General features: G+C 70.1%; 11 protein-coding genes, 1 pseudogene and 1 riboswitch. Of the genes and pseudogenes, 8 read left to right on the plus strand and 4 right to left on the minus strand.

Annotated elements, in window-relative coordinates:
- Positions 1-10: 10 nt before the first annotated feature.
- Positions 11-1,027, minus strand: coding sequence for a carbohydrate ABC transporter permease (locus ACFXGI_RS11145; RefSeq protein ID WP_384705153.1), 1,017 nt, complete (start codon positions 1,025-1,027; stop codon positions 11-13).
- A 104-nt stretch (positions 1,028-1,131) separates the two neighbouring features.
- Positions 1,132-2,418, minus strand: coding sequence for an extracellular solute-binding protein (locus ACFXGI_RS11150; protein WP_384705154.1), 1,287 nt, complete (start codon positions 2,416-2,418; stop codon positions 1,132-1,134).
- Between the two features lie 285 nt (positions 2,419-2,703).
- Between ACFXGI_RS11150 and ACFXGI_RS11155 the strand changes: the two genes are divergently transcribed.
- The 3 genes from ACFXGI_RS11155 (at position 2,704) to ACFXGI_RS11165 (ending at position 6,026) form a co-directional block, all read left to right on the plus strand.
- A complete protein-coding gene (locus ACFXGI_RS11155) occupies positions 2,704-3,468 on the plus strand; it encodes a GntR family transcriptional regulator (protein WP_030153577.1) in 765 nt (254 codons plus the stop codon).
- A gap of 210 nt (positions 3,469-3,678) precedes the next feature.
- Positions 3,679-5,832, plus strand: coding sequence for a carbon starvation CstA family protein (locus ACFXGI_RS11160; RefSeq protein ID WP_384705155.1), 2,154 nt, complete (start codon positions 3,679-3,681; stop codon positions 5,830-5,832).
- Positions 5,829-6,026, plus strand: coding sequence for a CstA-like transporter-associated (seleno)protein (locus ACFXGI_RS11165; protein ID WP_384705156.1), 198 nt, complete (start codon positions 5,829-5,831; stop codon positions 6,024-6,026). Before ACFXGI_RS11160 ends, ACFXGI_RS11165 begins: the two co-directional genes overlap by 4 nt.
- A gap of 57 nt (positions 6,027-6,083) precedes the next feature.
- On the opposite strand, the pseudogene ACFXGI_RS11170 reads toward ACFXGI_RS11165, so the two are convergent.
- Positions 6,084-6,673: pseudogene (locus ACFXGI_RS11170) on the minus strand (Uma2 family endonuclease).
- Positions 6,674-6,751: 78 nt separating this feature from the next.
- On the opposite strand from ACFXGI_RS11170, the gene ACFXGI_RS11175 reads away from it, so the two are divergent.
- The 5 genes from ACFXGI_RS11175 (at position 6,752) to ACFXGI_RS11195 (ending at position 12,237) form a co-directional block, all read left to right on the plus strand.
- Positions 6,752-7,252 carry a GNAT family N-acetyltransferase gene (locus ACFXGI_RS11175; protein ID WP_384705157.1) on the plus strand — a complete coding sequence of 167 codons (501 nt, stop codon included), beginning with the start codon at positions 6,752-6,754 and terminating at the stop codon, positions 7,250-7,252.
- 34 nt (positions 7,253-7,286) lie between these two features.
- A riboswitch (cobalamin riboswitch) is annotated at positions 7,287-7,428 on the plus strand.
- 139 nt (positions 7,429-7,567) lie between these two features.
- On the plus strand, positions 7,568-9,976 hold the full coding sequence (locus ACFXGI_RS11180; protein ID WP_384705158.1) for a ribonucleoside-diphosphate reductase subunit alpha: 2,409 nt from the start codon (positions 7,568-7,570) through the stop codon (positions 9,974-9,976).
- A complete protein-coding gene (locus ACFXGI_RS11185) occupies positions 9,976-10,992 on the plus strand; it encodes a ribonucleotide-diphosphate reductase subunit beta (protein ID WP_384705159.1) in 1,017 nt (338 codons plus the stop codon). The genes ACFXGI_RS11180 and ACFXGI_RS11185 overlap by 1 nt, the downstream gene beginning before the upstream one ends.
- Positions 10,993-11,086: 94 nt before the next feature.
- Complete coding sequence (locus ACFXGI_RS11190; protein ID WP_384705160.1) at positions 11,087-11,803, plus strand: helix-turn-helix domain-containing protein; 717 nt, start codon at positions 11,087-11,089, stop codon at positions 11,801-11,803.
- Positions 11,804-11,850: 47 nt separating this feature from the next.
- A complete protein-coding gene (locus ACFXGI_RS11195) occupies positions 11,851-12,237 on the plus strand; it encodes a DUF3703 domain-containing protein (protein WP_384705161.1) in 387 nt (128 codons plus the stop codon).
- A 22-nt stretch (positions 12,238-12,259) separates the two neighbouring features.
- Here ACFXGI_RS11195 and def read toward each other — a convergent pair whose 3' ends face one another.
- Complete coding sequence (gene def / locus ACFXGI_RS11200) at positions 12,260-12,895, minus strand: peptide deformylase (RefSeq protein ID WP_384705162.1); 636 nt, start codon at positions 12,893-12,895, stop codon at positions 12,260-12,262.
- Positions 12,896-12,916: the final 21 nt, after the last annotated feature.

Below are 12,916 nucleotides of genomic sequence, written 5' to 3' on the forward strand. Positions count from 1 at the left end.
GTGGTGGTGCTCACTGCTCCTCCTCCTGCTTCAGGATCAGGCGGAAGTAGAAGGACATGACGATCACGAGCATCACGATCGTCAGGACGGAGATCGCTGCCGCGAGCGCGTAGTGGCCCTGGCTCTGGCCCTCGACGAAGGCGAAGACGGGCAGGGTCTCGGAGCCGCGGTCGGGGCCGCCGCGGTTCATCGCGTACACCTGGGTGAAGGCCTTGAAGACCCAGATCACCTCGAGGAACGTGGTGACGGTGAAGAACGGCTTGAGGTTCGGGAAGACGACCTGCCAGAAGGTCTGCCAGCCGTTCGCGCCGTCCATCCGCGCGGCCTCGTACAGTTCGCCGCTGACCGTGGTCAGGCCGGCGTACATGTTGAGGGCGACGAAGGGGACGGAGCCCCACACCACCAGGACCGTGACGATCACCAGGGTGGAGAAGCCGGACTCGAACCAGTTGTGCTGCTCGTAGCCGGTGAAGCCGAGGGTGCGCATGACCCAGTTCATGACGCCGAACTGCTCGTCGAACAGCCACTGGAAGACGGTGACGGACGCGACGATCGGCATGGCCCAGGCCATCACCAGGGCCATCGACAGGACGAGGCGCATCCACTTGCCGAGGCGGTTCAGCAGGATGCCGACGAGGCTGCCGATCAGCATGATCAGCGCGACGTTGGCGGCGGTGAAGGCGAAGGTGCGGACGACAACGGTCCAGAAGTGCGCGTCGCCCAGCAGCTGGGTGTAGTTCTCGACCCCGTTGAAGGGTGCCTTCCGCTGGATGAACTCGATCTTGTCGACCTTCTGGAACGACAGGATCACGTTCTTGATCAGCGGGTACAGCAGCAGCGTGGCCAGGCTGAGGACCGCGGGTCCGATCAGGAGGTACGGCAGCCAGCCCGCGGGAAGCGGCTTTCTGCCCCGGCGCGGAGCCGACGGGCCGGCCCCCTTGGTCGTGGGCGGCGTCTGCTGCCCTCCGGCGGACTTCGGTGGTGCGTCCTGTGGAGCGGTCACCGCTCCCTGGGAGTGCACGGTCATGTCTTGGTTACCTCGGCTGCGGTCGGGCGTCGCACAGGTCTGTCAATGCGCGACCGGGGGTGCGGCGGGCGCGTGGGCGCCGGCCGCACCCCCGGTGCTACGTGCTACTTGTTGATGCGGCTCGCGATTTCCTTGTCCGCGTCCGCGCCCGCCTTGGCGGCGTCCTCACCCTTCAGGACCTTGGTCATGAACTCCTTGAGCGGGTTGGGCTCGGTCTCGACGTTCGCCCAGCCCGGGGTGACCGGGGTGATGCGGCCGTTGACGCCGCCCTTGCCCATGGCCTCGGCGAAGGAGCCCGCGGCCGGGGTGAAGTTCGCGCCGGCCTGGTTCGGGAGCAGCGCGCCCTTGGTCTCGGCGGCGTACTTCGTCATCTGGTCCTTGCCGGCGGCCAGCGCCAGCCACTCCTTGGCGAGCTCCTTGTTCTTGGAGCGCTCCGCGACGGCGAGGTTCGAGCCGCCGAGGAAGACGGTGCCCGGCTTGTCGGCCGTCTTGCCCGGGATCGGGAAGAAGCCGAAGTCGGCTTCCTTGCCCGCGTCCTTCAGGGCCTTCTCCGCACCGCCGGCCTCCCAGCCGAGACCGATCCAGGAGGAGACGCCGCCCTTGGGAACGACGTCGGTGGACTGCTGCGGGGTGGCCTCGTCCTTGTCCTTGGGGGCGGTGGAGTACGCCTGGAGCTTCTTGTAGAACTCCATCGCGGACGCGGCCTGGGGGGTGCCGAGGCCGCCCTTCCACTTACCGCCGTCCTTGACGGCGAGGTCGCCGCCCTCGTCCCAGATGAAGCCGGCGAGGACGTACCAGCTCTGGCCGGGGAGGTAGATCGGCTGCGAGGCGGGGTCCGCGGCCTTCAGCTTGTCGAGGCCGGCGATCCACTCGTCGCGGGTGGCCGGCGGGGTGACGCCGGCCTTGGCGTAGGCCTTCTTGTCGTACACGACGACGCGGTTGGCCGCGTACCAGGGGGCGGAGTAGAGCTTGCCGTCGTACTCGGCCGAGGCGAGCATGCTCTTCTGCCAGGCGTCGGCGCCGAGCTTGGCCTTGTCCTTGGTCAGGTCGGCGAGGCCGCCGGTGACGGCGTAGCCCGCGGTCTGGGTGTTGCCGAGCTCGAGGACGTCCGGCGGGGTGTTCTCGGAGAGGGCGGTCGTGACCTTCTCCTGGATGCCCTTCCACTGCTGCTCTTCGACCTTTACCGTGACACCCGGGTGCTTGGCCGAGAACTCGGCGTTGACGGCGTCGATCCAGGCCTTCGGGGCGGAGCCGTCCATCACCCAGACGGTGATCTCCTTGGCGCCGCCGGCGTCGGTCTTGCCCTTGTCGTCGCCGTCGTTGCCACCGCACGCCGCGAGGCCGATCACCATGCCCGCGACTCCGACCGCCGCGATGAGCTTGCGCTTCACGCCACCCTCCTCAGGGATGCTCTGCACTTCCCTCGCCCGCCGCGGTGACGTACCAAGTACTGCCGTGGGGCCGGGATCTGATCCATATTGGTTTAGACCAGTAACCGGAGCTTGGCCTAGACCTTTAGGGGTGTCAAGGGTCTAATGAGCGGGTGATCGGTCCGTTACCGGACCGACACCTGGGGGAGGGAGGAGGCCTGCCCTCCCACCCGTGTCACGATGTGACCGCACATATCGGAGGAGCCGGTGACGGCAGCGAAACTGGAGTCGGGAAGGCGGGCGGCGATGTCCACCGAAGGGGCGACCACCGAGCCGGAAGGCGGGGCAGCCACTCGCACGGCGCGGGTGCCCAAGTACTACCGACTCAAGCGGCACTTGCTCGACATGACCGAGACACTGCCCCCGGGCACCCCGGTGCCGCCGGAGCGCACGCTCGCGGCCGAATTCGACACCTCCCGCACCACCGTGCGCCAGGCTCTCCAGGAGCTCGTCGTCGAGGGACGGCTGGAGCGCATTCAGGGCAAAGGCACCTTTGTCGCGAAACCGAAGGTCTCCCAGCCCCTCCAACTGTCCTCGTACACGGAGGACATGCGGGCCCAGGGCCTGGAGCCCACCTCCCAACTCCTCGACATCGGATACGTGACGGCCGACGACACCCTGGCCGGACTCCTCAAGATCGCCACGGGCGGCCGGGTGCTGCGCATCGAGCGGCTGCGCCTCGCGAGCGGCGAGCCGATGGCCATCGAGACCACCCACCTCTCGGCCAAGCGCTTCCCCGCGCTGCGCCGGTCCCTGGCGAAGTACACCTCCCTCTACACGGCGCTGGCCGAGGTGTACGACGTACGGCTCGCGGAGGCCGAGGAGACGATCGAGACCTCCCTCGCCACCCCGCGCGAGGCGGGCCTGCTGGGCACCGACGTCGGCCTGCCGATGCTGATGCTCTCCCGCCACTCCCTCGACGCCGACGGCGAACCGGTCGAGTGGGTCCGCTCGGTGTACCGCGGCGATCGTTACAAGTTCGTCGCCCGACTCCAGCGCCCCGCCGTCTGATTCGTAGTTGACTCTCGTTCCGCTATGCGGACGGGGGCTTACGTTCACCGGGCGGGCCCCCGTAGATTCCCTGCGCTTACGCAGATGATCAACGAGGGGACGAGGATCATGCCGGAACCGGAAGCAACAGGTACAGAACGGAACGCGGCGAGTCCGGACACGGCGGCGGACTCGCCTTCCGCGCCGCAGGACCCAGGGGCGTCGGGGGGCATGAACCCGAAGTCCGTCGCCGTCTGGGTCCTCGTCGCCCTCGTCGGGGCCCTCGGCTGGGGCATCCTCGCCCTCTCGCGCGGCGAGGAGATCTCGGCCGCCTGGCTGCTCGCCGCCGCGCTGGGCTCGTACGCCATCGGCTACCGCTTCTACGCGCGCTTCATCTCCGACCGGGTCCTGAAGGTCGACAAGACGCGGGCCACCCCCGCCGAACGCCTTGACAACGGTGTCGACTTCCACCCCACCGACCGCCGCGTGCTGTTCGGCCACCACTTCGCCGCCGTCGCCGGCGCCGGCCCGCTGGTCGGCCCCGTGCTCGCCGCGCAGATGGGCTACCTGCCGGGCACCATCTGGATCGTCGCGGGCGTCATCTTCGCGGGCGCCGTCCAGGACATGGTCACCCTCTTCTTCTCCACCCGCCGCGACGGCCGCTCGCTCGGCCAGATGGCGCGGGACGAGATCGGCCCGGTCGGCGGAGCCGCCGCCCTGGTCGCCGTGTTCGCCATCATGATCATCCTGCTGGCCGTGCTCGCCCTGGTCATCGTCAACGCCCTGGCGCACTCCCCCTGGGGTGTCTTCTCCATCGGCATGACCATCCCGATCGCCCTCTTCATGGGCTTCTACCTGCGCGTGCTGCGCCCGGGCCGGGTCACCGAGATCTCCGTCATCGGCGTCGCGCTGCTGCTGCTCGCCATCGTCGCCGGCGGCTGGGTCGCCGACTCCTCGCTGGCGAGCACCTTCACGCTGGAGAAGGAGACTCTGGTCCTCTGGATGGTGGCGTACGGCTTCATCGCCTCGGTGCTGCCGGTGTGGATGCTCCTCGCGCCCCGCGACTACCTCTCCACCTTCATGAAGGTGGGCACCATCGCGCTGCTCGCCGTGGGCGTGGTCGTCGCCATGCCGACCCTGAAGATGCCCGCGGTCACCGAGTTCGCCGCCCGCGGGGACGGGCCGGTGTTCGCCGGGTCGATGTTCCCGTTCGTCTTCATCACCATCGCGTGCGGGGCGCTGTCCGGGTTCCACGCCCTGGTCTCCTCGGGCACGACCCCGAAGATGATCCAGAAGGAGACCCAGGTCCGGGTCATCGGCTACGGCGCGATGCTGACCGAGTCCTTCGTCGCCGTCATGGCGATCATCGCGGCCTGCATCATCGAGCCCGGCCTGTTCTTCGCGGTCAACTCCCCCGCCGGTGTCGTCGGCACCACGGTCGAGACCGCCTCGCAGGCCGTGACGAACTTCGGCTTCGCCATCTCGCCCGAGTTCCTCGCGCAGGCCGCGAAGGACGTCGAGGAAACCAGCCTGCTGTCCCGTACGGGCGGGGCGCCGACGTTCGCACTCGGAATGTCGGAGATCTTCTCCTCCGTGGTCGGCGGCGCCGGGCTGAAGGCGTTCTGGTACCACTTCGCGATCATGTTCGAGGCCCTGTTCATCCTGACCACCCTCGACGCGGGTACCCGGGTCGGCCGGTTCATGCTCCAGGACACCCTCGGCAACGTGCACAAGTCCTTCAAGGACGTCAGCTGGAAGCCGGGCGTGTGGCTGGCGAGCGCGGTGGTCGTGGGCGGCTGGGGCTACTTCCTGTGGGTCGGCATCAAGGACCCGCTGGGCGGCATCAACCAGCTGTTCCCGCTGTTCGGGATCGCGAACCAGCTGCTGGCGGCGGTGGCACTGGCCGTCTGCACCACGCTGCTGGTCAAGTCCGGCCGGCTCAAGTGGGCCTGGGTGACCGGCGTCCCGCTGGCCTGGGACGTGGCCGTCACGCTGACCGCGAGCTACCAGAAGGTGTTCTCCGACGACGTGAAGGTCGGCTTCTTCGCGCAGCGCGACAAGTACCAGACCGGGATCGACGCCGGGAAGGTCCTGCCGCCCGCCAAGAACATGGGCGAGATGCACACGATCGTCACGAACGCGACGGTAGACGGCGCGCTGTCGGCGCTGTTCGCGATCCTGATCGTCATCGTGCTGCTGGACGCGGCGCGGACCTGCCTGAAGGCCGCCGGCAACCCGGAGGCGGTCAGGCTGTCCGAGGTCCCGTGGACCGAATCGAAGATCATCGCCCCGGCCGGGCTCATCGCGACGCCCGAGGAGCGGGCGGAGCTCGCCGCCGCAGGCCTGGACTCGGGCGGCGGCCGCGTGAAGGAGCCGGTGGCGTGAGCGGGGTCCGCGCGGCGCTGGCGAAGGCGCGGTTCTTCGTACGGGAGTTCTCGGGCGAGGCGGCGTACGAGCGCTACGTCGCGCACGCCCGTACGCACGACCCGGACGCGCAGGTCATGACCCGCCGCGCCTTCGAACGCGCCCGCACGGACTCCCGCGAGGCGGACCCCCGCGAGGGCTTCCGCTGCTGCTGAGGACTTACGTGAAGGGGCTCCGCCGGTCACCGGCTGAGCCCCTTCACGTCGTGCGGGTCAGCGCACCCAGTCCTTGAGGGGCTCGGTATCCAGGGTGATGCCGACAGGGTCCGGGAGCCGGACTTCCCTGCCGAACGGCACCGTGCGTACGGTCTCGTAGCGGGCGCCATCCGGGTCACTGTGGACGAGAACCTGGCATTTGAGCCGATCGACGAGCAGGTGGACGGGGATGCCGGTCTCCGCGTAGGCACGCGGCTTCTCGATCCGGTCTCGCCGCTCGGTATCGGAGTCCCACGAGGTCACCTCGACAGCCATCAGGATCGGGCCCGGGTCCACCCAGTCGCCCTGCCCGACGAACGCGTCCTCGTGCGCCAGTACGCCGTCCGGAATGGCACGGCCCTCCCGGTACTGCTCTGCCTTGATTCCCTGCCCTGGGTGCAGCCAGAAGCCCGGGTGGTGCCGGATGCAGATCCGCGTCAACCACAGAATGATCCGCCCGTCCCGTGGTCCCCGACCGTCATTGCCTTGCTCCTCAGCACCCCACCGATGAATTCCAGTCGCAGCCCCTCCTCCTCGCGGGCCGCTATCCGGGCGAGGTGCTCGAACACTGCGGTCGTCATGTGGGGCCGGTCGGGCATCACGGTCATGCCTCGCTCGCCTTCCTCGACGGTGCCGTCTCCGACGACAGCGCCGGGCACCGGCAGCCGTCCGGCACACTCGACCGCATGGACATCGTGATCAGGGAAGCTCTGGCGGCGGAGTACGGGACGCTCGGGGAAATCACCGCGCAGGCCTACCTCGGGGACGGGTTCCTGACGTTCGGCGAGGACGACCCGTACCTCGCTCGGCTGCGCGACGTGGCCGGGCGTGCCGCCGACGGGGTGATACTCGTCGCCGCGACGGGCGACGGCCGGCTCCTCGGCGGGGTGGCCTTCGCCGCGCCCGGGAGCCCGCTGTGCGACATCGCCGGACCCGACGAGGCCGAGTTCCGGATGCTGGCCGTCGCCCGGGAGGGCCGCGGGCGCGGCGCCGGGGAGGCTCTGGTGCGGGCCTGCGCGGACCGCGCCCGGGCCGTCGAGGGCGTACGGCGCCTCGTGCTGTCCACCACGGACGACATGGCCGGCGCCCACCGGATCTACGAACGGCTCGGTTTCGTGCGCACGCCGGAACGGGACTGGGAGCCCGTCCCCGGCCTCCCTCTGCGCACGTACGGTCTCGAACTGTAGCCACGCCGACACAACATCTAGGGGGTCGCGCATGAAGGGGCCCCCACATGTATGCTCGTCCTCGCTGTCGTCGCAGGGGAATCCGGTGCGAATCCGGAACTGTCCCGCAACGGTATGAAGTACACCCATTGGTGTCACCGCAAGTCCGATGACCTGCCGACAGTACGCCCGGCTCGACCGAACCGGGTGTCGATACGTCCGGGCCTCGCGGTTGGGCCGGTGGACGCCGCGCGGTGCTGCCCCGTCATGCCCGCACGCGCCCGCTCGCGCCCGCACCGCAGGTGTCCCGGAGCCGAGCGAGGGAGAGCTCCCCCCGTGACCATCGCGCCTTCCGCACCGCGCGCCGAGTCCGACCCGTCCGACACCGGAATCGAGACCGGGGGACCTGGGGCCGCACTGCTGCGTACCCTCACCGAGCTGACGGCCGACCTCCCCGACACCGACCCGGGCCGGGTCGCCGCCGCCGCGCTCCGCGGGCGCAGCGCCGCCGCCGACGAGGCCGAACTGCGCGGGCTGGCCACGGAGGCCGCGGCCGGTCTGATCTCCGAGGACCCGGCGTACTCCCGGCTCGCCGCCCGGCTGCTGACGCTGGCCGTCGCCGAGGAAGCCGCCGGCCAGGGGGCCACCTCCTTCTCCTCCTGCGTAGCGGTGGGCCACCGCGAGGGCCTGATCGCGGACCGCACCGCCGAGTTCGTGGCGCTGCACGCGAACCGCCTGGACGCGCTGGTCGACCACACGCTGGCCGAGGGCGCCGACGACCGCTTCGGCTTCTTCGGTCTGCGCACCCTGCACAGCCGCTACCTGCTGCGCCACCCGATCACCCGCCAGGTGATCGAGACCCCGCAGCACTTCATGCTCCGCGTGGCCTGCGGCCTCGCCGAGAACGACAGTGTCCAGGCCGTCGAGGAAGTGGCCTCGCTCTACCGGCTGATGAGCCGCCTCGACTACCTGCCGTCCTCCCCCACGCTCTTCAACTCCGGCACCCGGCACCCGCAGATGTCCTCCTGCTACCTGCTGGACTCCCCGCTGGACGAGCTCGACTCGATCTACGACCGCTACCACCAGGTCGCGCGTCTGTCGAAGCACGCCGGCGGCATCGGTCTCTCGTACTCGCGCATCCGCGCCCGCGGTTCGCTGATCCGCGGTACGAACGGCCACTCCAACGGCATCGTGCCGTTCCTGAAGACCCTCGACGCCTCCGTCGCCGCCGTGAACCAGGGCGGCCGCCGCAAGGGCGCCGCCGCGGTCTACCTGGAGACCTGGCACGCGGACATCGAGGAGTTCCTGGAGCTCCGCGACAACACGGGCGAGGACCAGCGCCGTACGCACAACCTGAACCTGGCGCACTGGGTGCCGGACGAGTTCATGCGCCGCGTGAACGCGGACGCCGACTGGTCGCTGTTCTCCCCGGCCGACGTGCCCGAGCTGGTCGACCTGTGGGGCGACGAGTTCGACGCCGCGTACCACAAGGCCGAGGCCGCGGGCCTCGCCCGCAAGACCATGCCCGCCCGCGACCTGTACGGCCGGATGATGCGCACCCTCGCGCAGACCGGCCAGGGCTGGATGACCTTCAAGGACGCCTCCAACCGCACGGCGAACCAGACCGCCGAGCCGGGCAGCGTCGTCCACTCCTCGAACCTGTGCACCGAGATCATCGAGGTCACCGACGACGGCGAGACCGCCGTCTGCAACCTGGGCTCGGTCAACCTGGGCGCGTTCGTCCTCACCGAGACCGGTGAGATCGACTGGGAGCGGCTGGACGAGACCGTCCGTACGGCCGTCACCTTCCTCGACCGCGTCGTGGACATCAACTTCTACCCGACCGAGCAGGCCGGCCGCTCCAACGCCCGCTGGCGTCCGGTGGGCCTGGGCGCGATGGGCCTGCAGGACGTCTTCTTCAAGCTGAAGCTGCCGTTCGACTCCCCCGAGGCGAAGGCGCTGTCCACCAAGCTCTCCGAGCGCATCATGCTGGCCGCGTACGAGGCCTCCTGCGACCTCGCCGAGCGCAGCGGCCCGCTCCCGGCCTGGGAGCAGACCCGCACCGCCCGCGGCGTCCTGCACCCGGACCACTACGACGTCCAGCTGAACTGGCCCGAGCGCTGGGACGCGCTGCGCGCCCGCGTCGCGGAGTCCGGCATGCGCAACTCGCTGCTGCTGGCCATCGCGCCGACGGCGACGATCGCCTCGATCGCCGGCGTGTACGAGTGCATCGAGCCGCAGGTCTCCAACCTCTTCAAGCGCGAGACGCTCAGCGGTGAGTTCCTCCAGGTCAACGGCTACCTGGTGGAGGAGCTGAAGAAGCTCGGCGTGTGGGACTCCCAGACCCGCGAGGCGCTGCGCGACTCGTCCGGCTCCGTCCAGGGCTTCGGCTGGATCCCGGCCGAGGTGCGCGAGCTGTACCGCACGGCGTGGGAGATCCCGCAGCGCGGTCTGATCGACATGGCGGCGGCCCGTACGCCGTACCTCGACCAGTCGCAGTCGCTGAACCTGTTCCTGGAGACGCCGACCATCGGGAAGCTGTCCTCGATGTACGCGTACGCCTGGAAGCAGGGCCTGAAGACCACGTACTACCTGCGCTCGCGCCCGGCGACGAAGATCGCCCGCGCCGCCCAGGCGGCCACCCCCGCAGCGCTCCCCCTGGCCGACGCCGCCGCCGAGGCCGCGGCCGCGGAAGCGCTGGCCTGCTCCCTTGAGAACCCCGAGTCCTGCGAGGCCTGCCAGTAATGAGCTCCACCGCAAAGAAGAACCTGCTCGACCCGGGCTTCGAGCTGACTCTCCGCCCCATGCGCTACCCGGACTTCTACGAGCGCTACCGGGACGCGATCAAGAACACCTGGACCGTCGAGGAGGTCGACCTCCACTCGGACGTCGCCGACCTGGCGAAGCTGACGCCGGCCGAGCAGCACATGATCGGCCGTCTGGTCGCGTTCTTCGCGACGGGTGACTCGATCGTCTCGAACAACCTGGTGCTGACGCTCTACAAGCACATCAACTCCCCGGAGGCGCGCCTCTACCTGTCGCGCCAGCTGTTCGAGGAGGCCGTGCACGTCCAGTTCTATCTGACGCTGCTCGACACCTACCTGCCCAACCCGGACGACCGCGCGGCCGCCTTCGACGCCGTCGAGGAGATCCCGTCGATCCGCGAGAAGGCGCAGTTCTGCTTCAAGTGGATCAACGAGGTCGAGAAGCTGGACCGGCTGGAGACGCAGGCCGACCGCCGCCGCTTCCTGCTGAACCTGATCTGCTTCGCGGCGTGCATCGAGGGGCTGTTCTTCTACGGCGCCTTCGCGTACGTGTACTGGTTCCGCTCGCGCGGTCTGCTGCACGGCCTCGCCACCGGCACCAACTGGGTGTTCCGCGACGAGACCATGCACATGAACTTCGCGTTCGAGGTCGTGGACACCGTCCGCAAGGAGGAGCCGGAGCTCTTCGACGACGCCCTCCAGCAGCAGGTCACGGACATGCTGAAGGAGGCCGTGGAGGCCGAGCTCCAGTTCGGCCGCGACCTGTGCGGTGACGGCCTGCCGGGCATGAACACCGAGTCGATGCGCGAGTACCTGGAGTGCGTCGCGGACCAGCGCCTGGTCCGCCTCGGCTTCCCGCCGGTGTACGGCTCGCAGAACCCGTTCTCCTTCATGGAGCTGCAGGGTGTGCAGGAGCTGACGAACTTCTTCGAGCGCCGCCCGTCGGCCTACCAGGTCGCGGTCGAGGGCACGGTCGACCTGGACGAGGACTTCTAAGTCCCGTCGGCCACCGCCGGTACGACTTGATAGCGTCCCCGCCCATGGGGAGCAACACCCGGTCCTCCGGGTTCTCGGGCGGGGGCGCTTCGCCATGTCCGTGACCGGGTGGGCCGGGCGGGCCCGGCTGCGGCCCGGCGGCCTGCTGTACGGGGGCGCCGTCGGGTCCGCCACCGCGCACGCGCACCACTCCGTGCAGGTCATCGCCGCGCTGGACGGGGACGGGCTGCTGATGGCCGGGCCGGACGGGGAACCCTTGCGGTGCCGGGCGTACGTGGTCCCGGCCGGGGTACGGCATTCCGTACTGGCGGGCACCGCGCGCGGGGTGGTGCTGCACTACGACCCGCTCTCCTCGGCCGGCCGCCTGCTCGCCTCGCCGGCGGGGGACGCGGGGGACCTCGTACCGGTCGCCGGCTCCCTGCCCGCCGACCCCTTCGAGGCGGCCTGCGCGCTGGACTCCCTGCTCCCCGGTGGCCCGCTGCCGGAGGCTGCGGCGCATCCGGGGCTGGCGCGGGTGCTGGCCTGGCTGCCCGGGCGGGACGGCGTACGGCTGTCCCAGGCGGCCGAGGTGGCGTGCCTGTCGGAGAGCCGCCTCGCGCACTTGTTCCGGGCGGAGCTGGGGCTGCCGTTCCGCCCGTACGTGCTGTGGCTGCGGCTGATGCGGGCCGCCGAACTCGCCTCCCGCGGGCACTCCCTGACGGATGCGGCGCACGGCGCGGGCTTCGCCGACGGGGCCCACTTCAGCCGGGTGTGGCGGCGGATGTTCGGGATCCCGCCGTCGGACTTCACCCGCACCATCCAGTGGATGTAGCAGGTTCGTTCAAGCGCCGGCGGGGCCTTCGGCCGCACCGTTGACGCATGCGAAACGTACTGAAGACCTGCATCACCGCATGCACGCCGAAGACCATGCCGGCCGCCGTGCGCGCGGCCTTCGAGGCCGAGCTGCTGCGGGCCCGCGACTGCGCGCCCGACACCGCCGCCATGTGGGACGCCCTGGAGCGGGCGCACATCATCTCCCAGGCCTGGGCCTGGCCCCACACCCGCGCCCACTGGCACATGTTCCGGCTCGCGGTGCGCTGCCGGGACCGGGCGGAGGCGGTGGGCCAGGTGGTGCGGATCCTGGTGGCGGGGGCCGGGTCGGCGACCGGGCGCGTGCCGTACGGCAACACCGGGCGCACGGCCGCGGGGCTGTTCACGCCGATGCCCCTCCCGGAGGACCTCCGGGTGCTGCTGGGCCGCGCCTAGCCGCACCCGGGGCCGGTCGGGGCTACGCGTTCGGGACGGTCTCGTAGCGCGGGGTGCCCTCTTCCATCTGGCGGAGGGCGTCCTTGCGGTCCCGCTTCGAGAGGCGGTCGATGTACAGGTACCCGTACAGGTGGTCCGTCTCGTGCTGGAGGCAGCGCGCGAAGTAGCCCGTACCGCGGACCTTGATCGGGTTGCCCTGCGCGTCCTGGCCGGTCACCTCGGCGTAGTCCGGGCGGGCCAGCGAGGCGTACGCGGTCGGGACCGACAGGCAGCCCTCGTTCGAGTCGTCGAGCACGCGGGAACCGGCCGGCAGCTCCACCAGCTTCGGGTTGACCACGACACCGGTGTGGCGCGCGCCGTCGTCGTCCGGGCAGTCGTAGACGAAGACCTTGGCGTCCACGCCGATCTGGTTCGCGGCCAGGCCCACGCCCTCGGCGGCCTTCTGGCTGGCGAACATGTCGTCGATCAGCTGCGCCAGTTCGTCGCCGAACTCGGTGACGTCCTTGCACTCACGGTGCAGGACGGGGTTGCCGACCACCGTGATCGGGCGGGCGGTGCCGCGCTCGCGGTGGGCGAGCTCGCGCGCCTCACCGTCCTCGGTGTCCACGACGTACCCGTCGTTGACGATCTCGACGACCTCGTTCTCCTGCTGCGCCATGTCCGCCGTAAGCCTTCCGTA

Source organism: Streptomyces sp. NPDC059355, from assembly GCF_042752335.1.
In the GTDB taxonomy this organism is placed as follows: domain Bacteria; phylum Actinomycetota; class Actinomycetes; order Streptomycetales; family Streptomycetaceae; genus Streptomyces.